Annotated in this window: 15 protein-coding genes; 2 read left to right on the forward strand and 13 right to left on the reverse strand. The window is 67.7% G+C overall.

All coding sequences use genetic code 11. The features are described 5' to 3' along the window. Positions 1-127: 127 nt before the first annotated feature. Positions 128-1,984 (forward strand): DEAD/DEAH box helicase, encoded by a 1,857-nt coding sequence (locus J2X52_RS05910; protein ID WP_310150100.1) that lies wholly within the window; start codon positions 128-130, stop codon positions 1,982-1,984. A gap of 286 nt (positions 1,985-2,270) precedes the next feature. Continuing rightward, positions 2,271-3,026, forward strand: a complete 756-nt coding sequence (locus J2X52_RS05915) for a glutamine amidotransferase (RefSeq protein WP_310150103.1) — start codon at positions 2,271-2,273, stop codon at positions 3,024-3,026. Positions 3,027-3,137: 111 nt separating this feature from the next. Here J2X52_RS05915 and J2X52_RS05920 read toward each other — a convergent pair whose 3' ends face one another. The 13 genes from J2X52_RS05920 to J2X52_RS05980 all read right to left on the reverse strand — a co-directional run bounded on the left by J2X52_RS05920 (position 3,138) and on the right by J2X52_RS05980 (position 15,651). Further along, the gene (locus J2X52_RS05920; protein ID WP_310150105.1) at positions 3,138-3,359 is read right to left on the reverse strand and encodes a hypothetical protein; all 222 of its coding nucleotides are present in this window, start codon (positions 3,357-3,359) and stop codon (positions 3,138-3,140) included. After that, positions 3,356-4,105, reverse strand: coding sequence for a sulfurtransferase (locus J2X52_RS05925; RefSeq protein ID WP_310150108.1), 750 nt, complete (start codon positions 4,103-4,105; stop codon positions 3,356-3,358). The genes J2X52_RS05920 and J2X52_RS05925 overlap by 4 nt, the downstream gene beginning before the upstream one ends. A 340-nt stretch (positions 4,106-4,445) precedes the next feature. Beyond that, entirely contained in the window at positions 4,446-6,020 is a 1,575-nt protein-coding gene (locus tag J2X52_RS05930; protein ID WP_310150110.1) for a leucyl aminopeptidase, read from the reverse strand. A gap of 251 nt (positions 6,021-6,271) precedes the next feature. Beyond that, entirely contained in the window at positions 6,272-6,487 is a 216-nt protein-coding gene (locus tag J2X52_RS05935) for a hypothetical protein (protein ID WP_310150112.1), read from the reverse strand. Between the two features lie 128 nt (positions 6,488-6,615). Continuing rightward, positions 6,616-6,981 carry a DUF6164 family protein gene (locus J2X52_RS05940; RefSeq protein WP_310150115.1) on the reverse strand — a complete coding sequence of 122 codons (366 nt, stop codon included), beginning with the start codon at positions 6,979-6,981 and terminating at the stop codon, positions 6,616-6,618. A 110-nt stretch (positions 6,982-7,091) separates the two neighbouring features. Then, positions 7,092-7,721, reverse strand: coding sequence for a hypothetical protein (locus tag J2X52_RS05945; protein ID WP_310150118.1), 630 nt, complete (start codon positions 7,719-7,721; stop codon positions 7,092-7,094). Between the two features lie 3 nt (positions 7,722-7,724). Continuing rightward, a complete protein-coding gene (locus J2X52_RS05950) occupies positions 7,725-8,186 on the reverse strand; it encodes a DMT family transporter (RefSeq protein WP_310150121.1) in 462 nt (153 codons plus the stop codon). A 30-nt stretch (positions 8,187-8,216) separates the two neighbouring features. Then, a complete protein-coding gene (locus tag J2X52_RS05955) occupies positions 8,217-9,512 on the reverse strand; it encodes an MFS transporter (RefSeq protein WP_310150124.1) in 1,296 nt (431 codons plus the stop codon). Positions 9,513-9,728: 216 nt separating this feature from the next. Further along, complete coding sequence (locus J2X52_RS05960) at positions 9,729-10,178, reverse strand: PA2169 family four-helix-bundle protein (protein WP_310150127.1); 450 nt, start codon at positions 10,176-10,178, stop codon at positions 9,729-9,731. Positions 10,179-10,659: 481 nt separating this feature from the next. Next, positions 10,660-12,708, reverse strand: coding sequence for a S9 family peptidase (locus J2X52_RS05965; protein ID WP_310150130.1), 2,049 nt, complete (start codon positions 12,706-12,708; stop codon positions 10,660-10,662). A 249-nt stretch (positions 12,709-12,957) separates the two neighbouring features. Then, positions 12,958-13,755 (reverse strand): transferase, encoded by a 798-nt coding sequence (locus tag J2X52_RS05970; protein WP_310150135.1) that lies wholly within the window; start codon positions 13,753-13,755, stop codon positions 12,958-12,960. A gap of 5 nt (positions 13,756-13,760) precedes the next feature. Next, positions 13,761-14,666, reverse strand: coding sequence for a 5'-nucleotidase (locus J2X52_RS05975; protein ID WP_310150138.1), 906 nt, complete (start codon positions 14,664-14,666; stop codon positions 13,761-13,763). A 196-nt stretch (positions 14,667-14,862) separates the two neighbouring features. Then, a complete protein-coding gene (locus J2X52_RS05980) occupies positions 14,863-15,651 on the reverse strand; it encodes an NAD kinase (RefSeq protein ID WP_310150141.1) in 789 nt (262 codons plus the stop codon). Positions 15,652-15,714 lie beyond the last annotated feature (63 nt).

Genomic DNA, 15,714 nt, shown 5'->3' on the forward strand with positions numbered 1-15,714 from the left:
TTACCGCATGTGAATGGCAGGCATCGGCGCTCACGCATCCCGCCCTGCGCGACTGCGGCGTCGCGGCCCGCCCGCTACACTATGCGGTTCCCCGACCGGCCCTGCCGGCGCTAAAAGAGACCGAATCATGAGCGCCGAGTCGCCCATCACGCCTGCCGATGCCCCCAAGTTCACCGATCTCGCGCTGCCCGAGACCCTGCTGCGTGCATTGACCGCAGTCGGCTACGAGTCGCCATCGCCGATCCAGGCCGCAACCATTCCGCCGCTGCTCGAAGGCCGCGACCTGCTGGGCCAGGCCCAGACCGGTACCGGCAAGACCGCCGCGTTCGCGCTGCCCGTGCTGGCGCGCATCGATCCCGCCCAGCGCAAGCCGCAGGCGCTGGTGCTCGCGCCGACCCGCGAACTGGCGATCCAGGTGGCCGAAGCCTTCCAGAAGTACGCGGCCTTCATGCCCGGCTTCCACGTGCTGCCGATCTACGGCGGCCAGGGCTACGCCCAGCAGCTGAGCGCGCTCAAGCGCGGCGTGCAGGTGATCGTGGGCACGCCGGGCCGCGTCATCGACCACCTCGAGCGCGGCTCGCTGGACCTGTCCGAACTGCGCGCCCTGGTGCTCGACGAAGCCGACGAGATGCTGCGCATGGGCTTCATCGACGACGTTGAAGCGGTGTTGAAGAAGACGCCGGAAACGCGTCAGGTCGCACTGTTCTCGGCGACGATGCCGAGCCAGATCAAGCGCATCGCCCAGACCTATCTGAAGAATCCCGTCGAGATCGCGATCAAGGCGACCACGACGACGGCCGCCAACATCCGCCAGCGCTACTGGATGGTCAGCGGCGTCAACAAGCTCGACGCGCTGACGCGCATTCTCGAAGCCGAACCGTTCGACGCGATGATCATCTTCGCGCGCACCAAGCTGGCGACCGAAGAACTGGCGCAGAAGCTGGCGGCGCGGGGCCTGTCGGCCGCGGCGATCAACGGCGATCTCGACCAGAAGCAGCGCGAGCGTGCGATCCAGAACCTCAAGGATGGCCGTCTCGACGTGCTGGTGGCGACCGACGTCGCCGCGCGCGGCCTGGACGTGGACCGCATCAGCCATGTGCTGAACTACGACATTCCCTACGACACCGAGAGCTACGTCCACCGCATCGGCCGCACTGGCCGCGCCGGTCGCAGCGGCGAGGCGATCCTGTTCGTCGCGCCGCGCGAGCGCGGCATGCTCGGCGCGATCGAGCGCGCGACGCGGCAGAAGATCGAGCAGATGCAGCTGCCGAGCGTCGAGATCGTCAACGAGGCGCGCGTGTCGAAGTTCCTCGAGAAGATCACCGGTGCGCTGGAAAGCAGCGAGCTGGGCATGTTCCGCGAGCTGATCGAACGCTACGAGCGCGAGCACAACGTGCCGGCTGCCGAGATCGCCGCCGCGCTGGCCAAGGTGGTGCAAGGCAATACGCCGCTGCTGCTGGAACCGCCGCGCAAGCCGGACAAGCCCGCATTCGAACGTGAGTTCGTCGAGCGTCCGGGTGGCCGCGAGGCGTCGCGTAGCGCGCGCGAACCGCGTGAAGCCCGCGAGCCGCGCGAAGCGCGTCCGCCGCGTCCCGACACCGGTCCGCGTGACCCGGACGTGGGCATGGAGACCTTCCGCATCGAGGTTGGCTATGTGCACGGCGTGCAGCCGGGCAACATCGTCGGCGCGATTGCCAACGAGGCCGATCTCGAGAGCAAGTTCATCGGCCGCATCGACATCCGCGACGACTACAGCCTGGTCGACCTGCCGGAAGGCATGCCGCGCGAGTTGCTGGAGCACCTGAAGAAGGTCCGCGTCGGTGGCCAGCCGATCCGCATCCGCCGCGCCGAAGACGCCGACATGACCGCGGCCCCGCCGCGCGCGAAGCGCCCGTTCGGCGCCAAGCCGCCGGGCCACAAGCCGGGTGGCTTCAAGCCGGGCGGCCCGCGCAAGGGACCGCCGCCGCGTCGCGATCCGCGCTGAGTCTCCAGCGCCGCGCATCGTGGTCGTCATTCCGGCGATCTTCAACGGCCGAATGTCCGGTCAGGCCGAATCCAGTGACGCTCTGCCTTCCGCAGAGTTCCAGGACACTGGATCCCGGCCTACGTCGGGATGACGGAGTCGGCGTCCAGAGGTTCGGCTTTCAGTAGAGGTGCAATTCTTGGAGCCCGGCTTGACCGGGCGCCCGTCTCTGAAAGCCGACGGACGACGAGCAAGGAGCTCAGGTCGAGCAGCAAGGCGTCGCTCGACCGTGTCCTAGAATCCCCCCATGCCCCGCATCCTCGTCTTCCAGCACGTCGCCGCCGAACCGCTGGGCACGCTCGATCCGCTGATCCGCAGGCGCGGGCATCGCATCCGCTTCGTCAATTTCGAACGCGAACCCCACGCGCAACCGAACGTGGACCGCTATCGCGGCCTGGTGGTGCTCGGCGGACCGATGAATGTCGAGGAACGCGACGCGCGCCCGCATCTGCTGACCGAGTTGCGTGCGATCGAACGCATGCTCGAACTCGGCCGGCCGGTGCTCGGCATCTGCCTTGGCGCGCAGCTGCTTGCGCATGTGCTCGGCGCACCGGTACGGCGGATCGAACGTCCCGAAATCGGCTGGTATCCGCTGCTGACGACCGAGGCAGGCCAGGCCGATCCCGTGCTCGCGCCACTCGGCGCCGCCGCGCCGGTGTTCCAGTGGCACGGCCGCCACTTCGAAGTGCCGTCGACGGCAGTGCATCTGGCCCGCACCGACAGCTGCGAACAACAGGCCTTCCGCTACGGCGACAGCGCCTACGGCTTCCAGTTCCATCTGGAAATGGATGCGCCACTGATCGAACGCTGGCTGGCGACGCCGGCGTATCGCGACGAGCTCGCGGCCTCCGGCCTGCCGCACGACGACGCGGCGATCCGCGCACTGACGCAGACCCGTATCGCGCCGATGCAGGCGCAAGCCGAAGCGGTGTTCAACAATTTCCTCGATCTCGTCGGCCGCCCCGAGCGCCGGTTCGTGCTGCCGTCGCGCGAGTTCGGCTGACGCGTCGGCGTCTGTAGGAGCGCGCTCGCGCGCGATGGGCCTTCCTCGGGACAGCCCGATCGCGCGCGAGCGCGCTCCTACAGGCGCGGGCAGTGCATCTCCGGCTGATGTCTACGGAAGCTTGAGTTCCGGCATCGGCACGTCCGGCAGGCGCACATCCGGCCCCAGCACATGGAACAGCTCACCCAGCGTCGGCCAGCCGAAGATGGGGGCGAGCCACCAGTAGGCGGCGATCACGATCAGCACCGTGACGATCAGGCGCAGCACGACGCCGGCGACCTTGAAGGCCAGCCAGATCCCGAGGATCACCAGCACGAAGCCGAGCCAGCTCATGCGGGCGCCCCCGCATGCAGCGGACGCAGCTGCGGGTCGAGCGCGACACGGTCATCGAACACGAAACAGCGCCCGTCGTAACCGAAGCCGCCGACCTGCTCGAAGTACCCGAGGATGCCGCCGTCGAGCTGCAGCACGTTGGCCATGCCGTCGGCGCGCATCCACAGCGCAGCCTTCTCGCAGCGGATGCCGCCGGTACAGAAACTCACGACCGTCGCATCGCGCAATGCCTCGCGATGCGGCGCGAGTGCGTCCGGCAACTCGGTGAAGTTGTCGATCGGCAGTGTCAGCGCATCTTTGAACGTGCCGAACCCGAACTCCTCGCGGTTGCGCGTGTCGAGCAGGACGAGACGCTTGCCGGCATCGTCATGTCCCTGCGCGATCCAGCGCGCCAGCGCATCGGGTGACACCGCTGGCGCGCGGGCGGGCGCGCCGAGCGGCATCGCCTCGGGCTTGCGGAAGCTGATGATCTCCGGCTTCACCTTGACCTTGAGCCGCGCGAACGGCACCACGTCGCTGCGGCTGCGCTTGACCTGCAGCGCCGCGAAACGCGCATCGCCGCGCACGGTCGCGACCAGCGTGTCGATCGCATCGACGCTGCCGGCCAGGAACAGGTTGATCCCCTCGGGCGCGACCAGCACTGTGCCGCGCAGGTCGCCCGCCTCGGCCAATGCGTGCAGCCACGCAGCGACCGCGTCGGGGTCGTCGATGGCGACGAAGTGGTAGGCGGCGAGGTTGTCGATCATGGGGCAATTGTAGCGGGGGCGCGCCTATACCTTGCCTCAAATCGCGTCCGTCCAATTCCGCACTGGGTACGGAACGCGCATGACCTGCGCGCGCAGCCGGCTTGCACGAAATCCACCTTCAAGGGCTTTGAACTGTCCTCGAACCGTGCAAAAGATGCCGTCATCCCGGCGAAGGCCGGAAGCGCTCTTCAACAGCCCGATGGCTGGTCATCCAGTGTCTTTCGCCCTGAATTCGAGGTTGCAGCAAGCGCTGAGTCGCTGGATCCCGGCTTTCGCCGGGATGACGGAGCGTGAACGAGATGACAGGACCTACGGACGACCGGCCACCCATGATCCTGCCTCAGCGCTCGTAGTTCTCCCGCACGAAGCGGTCGAACAGCCGCACGCCGTACGCCGACGCGCCCGCCGGCGTCGTCGACAGTTCGTTGCCGTCGCGCCAGGCCATGCCGGCGATGTCGAGATGCGCCCACGAACGGCCCGCGTCGATCCATTCGCCGATGAAGTGTGCCGCCGTACCGGAGCCCGGACGGCCGCCGCCATTGCGCATGTCGGCGATCGGCGATTCCAGCAGCTTGCCGTAGCCCGGATGCATCGGCATGCGCCACACCGGCTCACCCGACGCCTCACCGGCGGCCGTCAGCTGCGCAGCCAGGGCGTCGTCCCGGGTGAACAGGCCCGCATAGTCATTGCCGAGTGCGGTGACGATGGCGCCCGTGAGTGTGGCGATATCCACGATCACGCGCGGGTTGTCCTGGCGCTGCACGTACCAGAGCGCGTCGACCAGGACCATGCGGCCCTCGGCATCGGTGCTCATGATCTCGTAGGTCTTGCCGGCGGCGGTGCGGATCACGTCACCCGGACGCGTCGCCGAGCCCGACGGCATGTTCTCGGCCAGGGCGGCCACGGCGACGGCATTGACCTGCGCGTTGCGGCCCGCGAGCGCGAGCACGGCGCCGGTCGCGCTCGCGGCGCCGGTCATGTCGTACTTCATGCGCCACATGTTCTCGCCGGGCTTGATCGAGATGCCACCCGAATCGAAGGTGATGCCCTTGCCGACGAACGCAATCGGCGCTTCGCCACGTGCGCCGCCGTTGTAGCGGACGACCATCATCCGGGGCGGACGCACGCTGCCCTGCCCGACCGCGAGAATGCTGCCCATGCCCAGACGCTCCATCGCCGGCACGTCCAGCACTTCGATGCTGACGTTCGGCTTGCCCGCGAACGCGGCGCGCGTGCGCTCGACGAAGCTCTCGGGATAGATCGCGTTGGCCGGCTCGGTGACCAGATCGCGGGCGAACTTCACGCCTTCGGCCACCGCCTTCCAGTCGTTGTCCCAGGCACTGGCGGCGTCGGTGCCGGCGGGGCTGCGCACGACCAGCGTGCCGGTGCCCGCGGCATCCTCCGCCTTGCCGGTGGTGCGGTACTGGTCGAAACGGTACTCGCCCAGCGCAGCGCCGAACGCCAATTGCGCCGCTGCGTCGGCCTCGGCGCCCTCCCACAGCACATCGACCTGGGGCGCCTTGCTGCGCGCGGCGAAGCGGCCGATCAGCCCGCCGACATCCTCCAACCGGCGCGCATCGGGCGTGCCGCTACCCGTGCCGACCAGCAGCACGCGATCGAAGCCGGCGATGCCCGGCAGATCGAGCTGGCTGTCGGCCTTGCCGCTGAAACCCGCCGCGTTGATCGCACGCGTCAGCGCGCCCTGGCTGCCGGCATCGATACGCGCGAACGCGCCTTGACGCGTCTCACCGTCCGCGGTTTCCGGTACCGCCAACACCAGCGTGCCGGTGGTGGAGGCCTCGGCGGCCTCGAAACGGATATCGCGCTGCGCAGCGACCGGCAGTGCGGTGAGTGCGGCGATCAACACGATCGGGGCGGCGAACAGGATGTGCGATGACGTGCGGCGTGCGCGCATGGAATCTCCGGGCAATGGCTAAGGTCTGCCGCGCATCGGCGCGGCCAACCAGTGACCTTAGCAAGCCGTCATCGAACGCAGGCCGTGCCGATGGTCATGCGCGAATCGCGAATCGCCTGTTCATGTGACGATTGACCTCGTGCATCAAAGGTCCACCCGTCTGCGCGGCGCCTACGGCCCACCGACAACGATGACGCGACGCATCCACGGCGCGATCGCATCCGCCGCGACGCACATGCCATCGACAGCGGTCACGACTTCGCAGAACCGTCTTTCGAAAGGGTGCTGCTGGCCCACATGTTGTCGACGAGATTCGGATAGCGCCGACCGGCTTCGTCGGCGCGCTGACGGGCGCGGTCTTTCTGCGCGTCGGTCAAGGGTTCGCGCGCGGCACGCGGTTTCGGATTCGGCCGCGTCCACGGCTTGGTCTTCGGTTTGGGATGCGCGCGATCGTTCGACGTAGGCATGGGCTCGACTCTGGTTGCCCGCCCCCGCCCGGCGACATGACGCCGGCGCGGGCGGTAACGGACAGGCGCGCAGTCTTGCGCGACGATCGTTGCCGCGGAGTGACGCAGCCGCAGACAGGCAACGCGACTCAGCGCGACAGCATGTAGCCAGGCACGGCCATCAGGCCGATCAGAAACACGATCGCGATCACGATCAGCGCCACGCGCTTCGGATCGTTGCGCACGATATCGCTGAAGGTCTCGGCAGTGCCGTCGCGTTCGGCCTGCGATTGCGCCGCTTTCGCCTTCGCCTGGCGCGCTTTCTGATACTCGGCCATCAGCGCCTTTGCACGCGGCAGATCGTCGTTCTCGCGCAGCCAGATTCCGCCCAGCGAGATGCCGAACGGACTCGGACGGGTCTGATACCAGGGGATACCGGCCTCGTCGAGGAACGCGCACACGTCGGCAGCTTCATCGTCGGGCACGTAACGCAGATTGAGCAGGAGTTTCGCCATGCGCCGATGATACCGGCATGGCCCTGTAGGAGCGCGCTTGCGCGCGCTTGCGCGAGATCGGCCTGTCCGGTCATGTGCGAGCGCGCAAGCGCGCACCTACGCAGCGTCCCTCAGCGCTTGGTGGTGATCGCGCGACGCAGGTTGTGCCGCGCCTGCGCGTCGAGGCGCGCGTGGAAACCGTCGTCGAGATAGATCCGCGGCCTGGCCAGCAGCGACTTCAGGAAGCGTCGCCGGTTCACCGCATACAGCCAGCGCGGCACGTGCCGGTACTCGGCGGCGATGCCGCGGTCATAGGCATCGAACGCGGCATCGTCGGAGGCCAGGATCGCCATGTCGCAATCGAGGAAGCGACGCGCGTCATCGGCATGCGGATCGTCGGCGAAGTCGTCCGGCGACAGCTGGCCGTGACGCGCGGTCAGACGAATGAGATGGGCGACGCGCGTGGTGTCGACGCCGGCATCGGGCAGCCAGCGTGCGATGGACTCGGCAGCGAGATCGGCCGAGCGCGCTTCGTTGTCGCTGGCGCGCGCGTCGTAGATTGCATCGTGATAGTGGATCGCCAGCCGCACTTCGACCGGCTGCGCCCAGCCGTCGCGCACAGACACCTCGTCGAAATGCCGCAGCAGGGTCTCGACGTGGCCGAAGTTGTGGTACGCACGCGGCGGCGTGGCGTAAGCCGATTCGAGCGCGGCCTGCATCCCAGCCGGCAACGCAAAAATCGTGCGATCAATGCTCGACATGGATCATCCCGCCTGCCAGGGCCGCAACACCAGCAGCGCGCCGACACCGACCAGCAGCGCGCCAAGCAGACGCATCGCGTCGACCGGGCGCGGCTGCGCCAGCACGCCGTAGTGGTCGAACAGCAGCGAGCCGACCAGTTGCCCGGCAACGACCAGGCAGATCATCCCGGCTGCGCCGAGCCGCGGCACCAGCAGCGTGCCGCAGAACACGAACACCGCGCCGATCAGGCCCCCGCACCACAGCCACACCGGCAGTGCCGTCAGCGTGCGCATCGAGGGCAGCGGCGTGCGCGTGACCAGCAGCACCAGCGTCAGGGCCAGCGTGCCGACCGCGAACGACACGAAGGACGCGAACAGCGCGCCCTCAGTCAACGCGCCGACGCGCGCGTTGAGCAGCGCCTGCAGCGGCAGCAGCATGCCGACCAGCACGGCGACGACGATGCTCAGCAGCAGCCAGTGATGCATGCGCGACTCCGCGGCGGATGGCGGACCAGTCTAGCGCCCGGCTGGCAGATCGCCCGGCGCGCCGTCGCGTGGCAGCATCGACAGCGCGATGAAACTCAGCACCGCAGCCCCCGCGAGGTACCAGCCCACCGACACCAGACCATGCCGCTCGGCCAGCCAGGTCGCGATGTAGGGCGCCAGCGATGCGCCGAAGATGCCGGCTAGATTGAACGCCAGCGACGCGCCGGTGTAGCGCACCGCGGTGGGAAACTGCTCGGCCAGCAGCGTGCCGACCGGCCCATAGGTCAGCCCCATCAGTCCGAGCCCGATCATCAGGAACGCCAGCGTGGCGCCATGGCTGTCGGCGACGAACAGCGGCGCAAAGCACAGACCGAATACGACAATGCCGACACTGGCGATCAGCATCGCGCGGCGGCGACCGAAACGGTCGGCATACAGCGCGGAGATCGGAATCGTGGCTGCGAAACAGACCACGCCGGCGAGCTGCAGCATCAGGAAGTGCTCGCGCGAGTAGCCGAGCCGGGAGGTGCCCCAGCTCAGTGCAAAGACGGTCATCAGGTAGAACAGCACGAAAGTCGCCAGGGCCAGCAACGTGCCGGACACGACGCCGCGCCACTGGTGGACCAGCACTTCGCGCATCGGCAGACGCACGCGCCCGCCCTTGTCGAGCACCTTCTGGAAATCCGGGGTCTCGGTGATGCGCAGCCGCACCCAGAGACCGACCAGCACCAGCACCGCGCTGGCCAGGAACGGAATGCGCCAGCCCCAGGCGAAGAACGTGGCGTCGTCCATCACCTCGGTCAGCACGAGGAAGATCGCCGTCGCCAGGAAGAAGCCGAGCGGCGCACCGAGCTGCGGAAACATGCCGTACCAGGCACGCTTGCCCGGCGGCGCGTTCTCGGTCGCCAGCAGCACCGCCCCGCCCCACTCGCCGCCCAGGCCCAGCCCCTGCCCAAACCGGCACAGCGCGAGCAGCAGCGGCGCGGCCACACCGATCTGTGCATGTGTCGGCAACAGACCGATGACCACCGTCGAGATGCCCATCGTCAGCAGCGCCGCAACCAGCGTCGCCTTGCGGCCCACGCGATCGCCGTAATGACCGAAGACCGCCGAGCCGATCGGGCGCGCGAAGAACGCGAGCGCGAAGGTCGCCAGGGACTGCAGCGTGGCCGATGCGGGATCGGCCGACGGGAAGAACAGCTTCGGAAACACCAGCACCGCAGCGGTGGCGTAGATGTAGAAATCGAAGAACTCGATCGTCGTGCCGATCAGGCTGGCGAACAGCACGCGGCCCTTGGCGGGCGCAGTGGCAGCGGGTGCGGTCATCGGGACTGTGCGAAACGGGGAGCCGGCGATTCTGCCAGTCGCCCGCGCGTTCCTCGACGGTTGCGTGCGCAACCTGTAACGCGCCGACAGGTGATGCGCGAAGCACCCCGCGCCGAGTTGTCTACTGTCGTGCCATGGTCGCTGATCGCTTTTCGAAGACCCATGAAAACGGGCCGGTCATGGACCGGCCCGTAGGGTCACGCGGATGTCGCTGGATTACTTGGCGTTCTTCATTGCCAGCTTGCGGGTGCGCATCACGTCATGGCATGCACGCACTTCCGGCAGCAGACGGACGACGACATCACGGGCGGCCGGCGGCGTGTCGGCATCACGCGAGGCCTCGTCGAACGCTTCAAGGAGACGGTCTTCCGACTCTTCAAGCTCGGCGACATAGCCGTATTCCTTGTCGCCCAGCGTGGCGCGGATCTTGCCGTACATCTGCTGCATGCTGCCGACGAACGTGCCGGAGTCTTCCGGCTTGCCGCCAGCGGCCTGCACGGCAGCGCTGAGTTCGGTGACGATCTGCGACTTGGTGGTCGCGATACGCGCGAACAGCGTGCGCAGCTCGGTGTCGTCGACCTTCTGCGCGGCTTCCTCATAGAAGTCCTTGCCGTCGCGGGCAATGGCGATGAGGTCGTTGAGGGTATGCGCGGTCTTGTTGGACATTGGGTTCTCCATTGGGGAAATCAGGGCGGCGGTTGCGGATCTGCCGCATCGTCCGTGCGCCTGCCGGGCAAAGCCGGGGCCGCGAGTCGCGACCGGAAGTGCCGTGGCGCGGATCGATGGGACGCAAGGTATCGATCAGCTGCGGAAAGAAGCGTGACGCGCGAGAGACGGTGGCGTGAATGTGAGCCGCATCCAACGCGATGAAGCCGGTGATTCTGAATGCCTCGAATCGCGCGCCGAACGCATGGTAGAGCGACGCGAAACCCATCAGGAGCCTTCGCAAAAAAAAAGCTTGTGCTGGCGCATTCGCCTACGTGTTCGGGTCACCGACGATGGGAGCCTGGTGGTTCTGAAGATCAAGATGGATCCCAACTTTCGTTGGGATGACGGATCAGGTTTTTGGGGCCACCAAGTTCTCGCGGTAACAAAAAGCCGCGCCGGAGACCCGGCGCGGCTTCGTGACGCTCGAGGCGGATGGAACTCAGCGCTTGGTGTCCGGCGCCGGCAGCGCGTAGTCGAGCTCGTAGGCCGGTGGCTCTCCACCGGGACCGGTCAGGTAATGCGTCATCCACTGCATCAGGCGCAGCGAATAGTCGTAACGCGATGCACCGCGGCTATTGCCATGGCCTTCACCGGGATACAGCACCAGGCGCACCGGCGCCTGGCCGGCCAGCTGCAGGTAGCGGTACATCATGTAGGACTGCATCACCGGCACGCGCGGGTCGGCCTCGCCATGCAGGATCAGTGTCGGCGTACGCGACTTTTCCGCGTGGGTGATCGGACTGGTCTGGCGATACATCTCCGGGCTTTCCCACGGCCAGGTCTGCATGTGCACGTTGTACTGCTCGTAAGGAATGTCGCCGGTCGTGACCAGGCTTGCCTGGTCGGAAATACCGACGAACATCACCGAGGCCGCAAAGCGCTCGCTGTAGTACGTGGCGCCCCAGGCACTGGCGTAGCCGCCGTAGGAACCACCGGTGATGCCGACCTTGTCGCGGTCCACCAGACCGGCCTCGACCAGTTGGTCGACGCCGTCGACGACATCGTCGAATTCTTCCATGCCCGGACGGCCCTGACCGAGCTTGGAGAACGCGACGCCGCGGCCGGTGCTCGACCGGTAGTTCGGGAAGAACGAGGCGAAGCCCCGCGCAGCGGCGACCTGCGCCGGCTGCGAATACGCGTTGAGCCATGCGTTGGAGAAGTGGGACTCGGGACCGCCGTGCACCACCAGGATCAGCGGTACGCGCGCATTGCCGCGGCGCTCGAGCGGATGCACCAGCAGGCCTTCGAGTTCGAGCCCGTCGCGCGCGGTGTAGCGCACGACTTCCTGGCGCGCGAGACGCACGTCCGCGAGCCAGGGATTGCTGTCGGTCAGCCGGCGCGCTTCGCTGGCCCCCGCGGCGAGATGGAACACTTCCGACGGATGCGTGGGATCGCTGCCGACCAGCGCGATGTCGCCGCGCGGCGACGTGCTCAGGCCCATGTGCACCGGGCCGCCCGCAGCCAGCACGGTGCGCGGATTGCCGCCGTCGGCCTGGACTTCACCGATGCGACTCTGCACGCCCTCGTGGCTGAGGAACACCAGTGTCGTAGCGTCGCGCCAGGCGACGCCGCGCACGTGACCTTCGAGGCCGGGCAGCAGATCGCGCTGCGCGCCGCCGTCGCGACTCACTACGGTCAGGCGGCCTTCGCTGGGATCGTTCTTGTCCTCGGCCGAGATGATCGCCAGATGCGCGCCATCCGGGCTCCAGGCCAGGTCGCCGAGCTTGCCGGGATTGTCGACGCGCCCAAGCTCGCGGCCTTCGACCGAGTAGATTCGCACACGCGCCTCGACCATCGTGTCGTCGGTGAGCTGGCGCGGTGTGACCACGACGGCCAGGCGGTCGCCTGCCGGGCTCCACCGCACCGCTTGCACGCTGCCCTCGATGTCGATGCGGCGCGGCGCGGCCTCAGCGCCGAGTTCAGCGATCCACAGTTCGACCGGGCGCCAGTCTTCTTCGTAGACCTTTTGCGAAAAGCCCTTGTCGCGCAGCGCCTTGCGTGCATCGCTTTCGCGCTGGGCCGACAGCAACGCGGCGCGACGACCATCCGGCGAGAGGTCATAGCTGGAGATGTCACCAGCCAGCTTCGCCACGCGTGTCGACTCACCGCCGCGCAGCGGAATCGTGTAGAGGCCGCGGGTTTCGTCGCCCTCGCGCTTGGACAGATACGCCACGCGCTGGCCATCGGGCAGCCAGCGTGGTGACGCGACATCGACCTTGCCGGTGATGAAGCCACGGCTGTTGTTGTTGCGATCGACGACATGCAGCTCGGTGCGCGCCGGGCCGTCGGGATCGACCCCCAGCGTGCGCGGCACCGACAGGATGTAGGCCACTTCCTGGCCGTCCGGGCTGATCTGCGCCTGGGTGACGGCGCGCGTCTGCGCGACCTGCTCGAGCGTCATCCCGCCCGTCTTCGTGGCCGCGCCCGCGAGCGGTGCGCCGGTTGCCAGCACGAGCGCGCAGGCGAGTGTCCGGATCCATCGTTGCATTCGGTATTCCCCATGAACAGTTGCAGTCGACGAACGACTTTGCAGGGGAATGGGCGGGGGTGCAATGCCGCCATCCTCGGCATGCCGGCGGCTTTCGACGGACGAACGTCCGGCAAGGCCCGGATCCGGTGACTTCGAGACAACGACGTCAGCGTCCAACGTATCGCGGCGGCGCGCTGTTTCAATTCCGTGCCGAGTTGCTGGATCCCGGCCTTCGCCGGGATGACGGACTTTTCCGCCCTGGAGGGTCTACCGCCCTGTCACCGTCCGATGCCGCACCACCCGCACCGCGATCCGCGGAAATACCTCCGGCAGCAGCGAACGCACCGACATCGATACGCGCATCGTCAGCGCTTCGGCATCGAGCGCCGGCAACGCACCGCGCCAGGCGAACGCAACCCGGTTGCTCATCTTCGGCTCGTCGACGACCAGCACATGGTCGGCACCGAACGCGGCGCGCAGTTTCTGCACGTGCGTCTCGGGATCGCGCACGTAGAGATTGCAGGCCACAACGCCGGACGGGCTCAGCGCGTCACGGCAGGCGTCGTAGAACGCCTGCGTCGAGAGTTCGGCGGGAATGCCGTGCTCGTCGTAGCCGTCGACCAGCAAGACGTCGAAGCGGCCGCGGCGCTGTTCCACGAACCGCACCCCATCATCGACGACGACAGACAGCCGTCCATCGTCATCGGGAATGCCGAACGCGCCGCGCAGCGCGACCACGTGCGGATTGTTCTCGACCACCTCGATACGTGTATCCGGCAGCTGCCGGTACGCAAACTTCACCTGCGAACCACCGCCGAGGCCCACCATGCCGAGCACCGCCGGCGCGGGCTGCCACAACAACGCGGCGAACATGGTGCGGGTGTAGTCGATCAGCAGCCGGTCCGGATCGTTGCCGACCATGCGGCTCTGAGTCTGCCGACGCACGAACTGCAGCGACACGAAACCCTCGTGCTCGCGCACGTAGGGCTTGCGCGGTCCGGACGCGCCACCGCGCAACCGCTCGATCCAGCGGCCGAATAGACCGCGTCCGTTCGTGCCCCTCATCGTGCTCAGCGGTTCGACCAGCCGTGCGGCACGTGGCCGGCGGCGACGTGCGGGCGCGCGGAATCGATGTTGTGCTGCGAATCGTCGAAGAAGATGTCGGCGCCGAAGGCATCGAGGAATGGGCCCTTCGGACGACCGCCGAGGAACAGTGCTTCGTCCAGACGCACGCCCCAGGCACGCAGCGTGCGGATCACGCGTTCGTGGGCCGGCGCCGAGCGTGCAGTGACCAGCGCGGTGCGGATCGGCGCGTCCTTGCCGGCGGGATACGCGGCCTGCAGATCGTGCAGCGCGGCGAGGAAGCCACGAAACGGGCCGCCGGTCATTTCCTCGCGCGCGCGTTCGCGCTCGTGCTTGTGGAACGCGTCGAGTCCACCCTCCTGCGACAGGCGCTCGCCCTCGTCGCCGAAGATGACCGCGTCGCCGTCGAACGCGATCCGCAACTGGTCGTTACGGTGGGCCGGTGCGCGCGCCGGGATGATCGTTGCGGCGGCGACGCCGTTCTCCAGGGCGCGACGCACCGAGTCTGGATTCGCCGACAGGAACAGCTGGGTGCCGAAGGGCTTGATGTAGGGCCAGGTCGGCTCGCCGGAGGTAAAGGTCGCGCGGGTGATGCCCAGGTTGTGGTGCTGGATCGAATTGAAGATCCGCAAGCCGCTGTCGGCCGAGTTGCGCGAAAGCAGGATGACCTCCACGTGCGGTGCGTCCGGCGGCGCGTCGGTGTTCAGGGCCAGCAGTTTGCGCACCAGCGGAAACGCGATGCCCGGCTCGAGGATGTCGTCCTCGTGGGCACGCTGGTGTTCGGCGTAGGCCTCGATGCCTTCGGCCTCGAACACTGCATGGCTGTCCTCGAGATCGAACAGGGCGCGCGTGGTGATCGCGACGGTGAGCGTGGGAACAGACAGATCGGGCATGGCGGATCGCAGGTCGATGGGGGACGGCGCTGTCCGGGCGCGCGCGGAATACGAAGATCGCGCGGTGACCAGATGGCCTGCACGAATTATGCGCGATCCGGGCTGCCGCGCCCTGGACCGGAGGACCGGGCCGCCGCGCGCGCGGCGTGGGTTGCCGGACACGCAGAGAGGCGAGGCGCCCATCGCTTGACGCCGCTCAGACCACGAACTGTTCGCTGAGGATCCGCTCTTCGAGATTGTGTTCGGCGTCGAACAGCAGGGTCACGGTACGCTCGCGCGATTCGTGGATGGTGACCTCGACGACATCGCGCACTTCGTGCGAATCGGCGGTCACGCTGACCGGGCGCTTGTAGGGATCGAGCACACGGAACCGCACTTCGGTCTCGGCGCGCAGGATCGCGCCACGCCAGCGCCGGGGCCGGAACGGCGCGATCGGCGTCAGGGCGACGACGCCCGCACCGAGCGGCAGGATCGGCCCGTGCGCCGAGAAGTTGTAGGCGGTGCTGCCAGCTGCGGTCGACAGGATCACGCCGTCGGCGACGAGCTCCTCGAGACGCGTGACCCCGTTGAGATCGATCTGCAGATGCGCAGCCTGCCGCGTCTGCCGCAGCAGCGCGACCTCGTTGTACGCGAGCGAGATGATGGTTGCACCCGACTCGGTCTCGGCGCGCATTTCCAGCGGACGCAGCACCGCGGGCTCGGCCGCGGCGATACGCGCGAGCAGGTCGGAGCCCGACGCGGGATCGTCCTGCCGGTAATGATTCATCAGAAAGCCAACCGTCCCCAGCTTCATGCCGTAGACCGGCTTGCCGAGCTGGCCATAGCGATGGAGCGTCTGCAGCATGAAACCGTCGCCGCCGAGCGGGACCAGCACATCGGCGGACTCGGGATCACACTGCCCGTGCAGACCCGTCAGCACCGACAGGGCGCGTTGCGCCTCGGCGGCTTGGCTGGCAATGAAAGCGATACGGGGCGTTGCGGTCATCGGCGGCCCGGTGCGTGAACGACGGCGCGCAGCTTAGCGCAGGCGCCGTAGCGGGATGTTGCG

This window comes from Luteimonas sp. 3794, assembly GCF_031456825.1.
Classification (GTDB): domain Bacteria; phylum Pseudomonadota; class Gammaproteobacteria; order Xanthomonadales; family Xanthomonadaceae; genus Luteimonas.

Excerpts from the sequence above, each read along its gene's own strand:
- J2X52_RS05910 (WP_310150100.1), top strand. The coding sequence starts at position 128 with ATGAGCGCCGAGTCGCCCATCACGCCTGCCGATGCCCCCAAGTTCACC.
- J2X52_RS05915 (WP_310150103.1), top strand. The coding sequence starts at position 2,271 with ATGCCCCGCATCCTCGTCTTCCAGCACGTCGCCGCCGAACCGCTGGGC.
- J2X52_RS05920 (WP_310150105.1), bottom strand. The coding sequence starts at position 3,359 with ATGAGCTGGCTCGGCTTCGTGCTGGTGATCCTCGGGATCTGGCTGGCC.
- J2X52_RS05925 (WP_310150108.1), bottom strand. The coding sequence starts at position 4,105 with ATGATCGACAACCTCGCCGCCTACCACTTCGTCGCCATCGACGACCCC.
- J2X52_RS05930 (WP_310150110.1), bottom strand. The coding sequence starts at position 6,020 with ATGCGCGCACGCCGCACGTCATCGCACATCCTGTTCGCCGCCCCGATC.
- J2X52_RS05935 (WP_310150112.1), bottom strand. The coding sequence starts at position 6,487 with ATGCCTACGTCGAACGATCGCGCGCATCCCAAACCGAAGACCAAGCCG.
- J2X52_RS05940 (WP_310150115.1), bottom strand. The coding sequence starts at position 6,981 with ATGGCGAAACTCCTGCTCAATCTGCGTTACGTGCCCGACGATGAAGCT.
- J2X52_RS05945 (WP_310150118.1), bottom strand. The coding sequence starts at position 7,721 with ATGTCGAGCATTGATCGCACGATTTTTGCGTTGCCGGCTGGGATGCAG.
- J2X52_RS05950 (WP_310150121.1), bottom strand. The coding sequence starts at position 8,186 with ATGCATCACTGGCTGCTGCTGAGCATCGTCGTCGCCGTGCTGGTCGGC.
- J2X52_RS05955 (WP_310150124.1), bottom strand. The coding sequence starts at position 9,512 with ATGACCGCACCCGCTGCCACTGCGCCCGCCAAGGGCCGCGTGCTGTTC.
- J2X52_RS05960 (WP_310150127.1), bottom strand. The coding sequence starts at position 10,178 with ATGTCCAACAAGACCGCGCATACCCTCAACGACCTCATCGCCATTGCC.
- J2X52_RS05965 (WP_310150130.1), bottom strand. The coding sequence starts at position 12,708 with ATGCAACGATGGATCCGGACACTCGCCTGCGCGCTCGTGCTGGCAACC.
- J2X52_RS05970 (WP_310150135.1), bottom strand. The coding sequence starts at position 13,755 with ATGAGGGGCACGAACGGACGCGGTCTATTCGGCCGCTGGATCGAGCGG.
- J2X52_RS05975 (WP_310150138.1), bottom strand. The coding sequence starts at position 14,666 with ATGCCCGATCTGTCTGTTCCCACGCTCACCGTCGCGATCACCACGCGC.
- J2X52_RS05980 (WP_310150141.1), bottom strand. The coding sequence starts at position 15,651 with ATGACCGCAACGCCCCGTATCGCTTTCATTGCCAGCCAAGCCGCCGAG.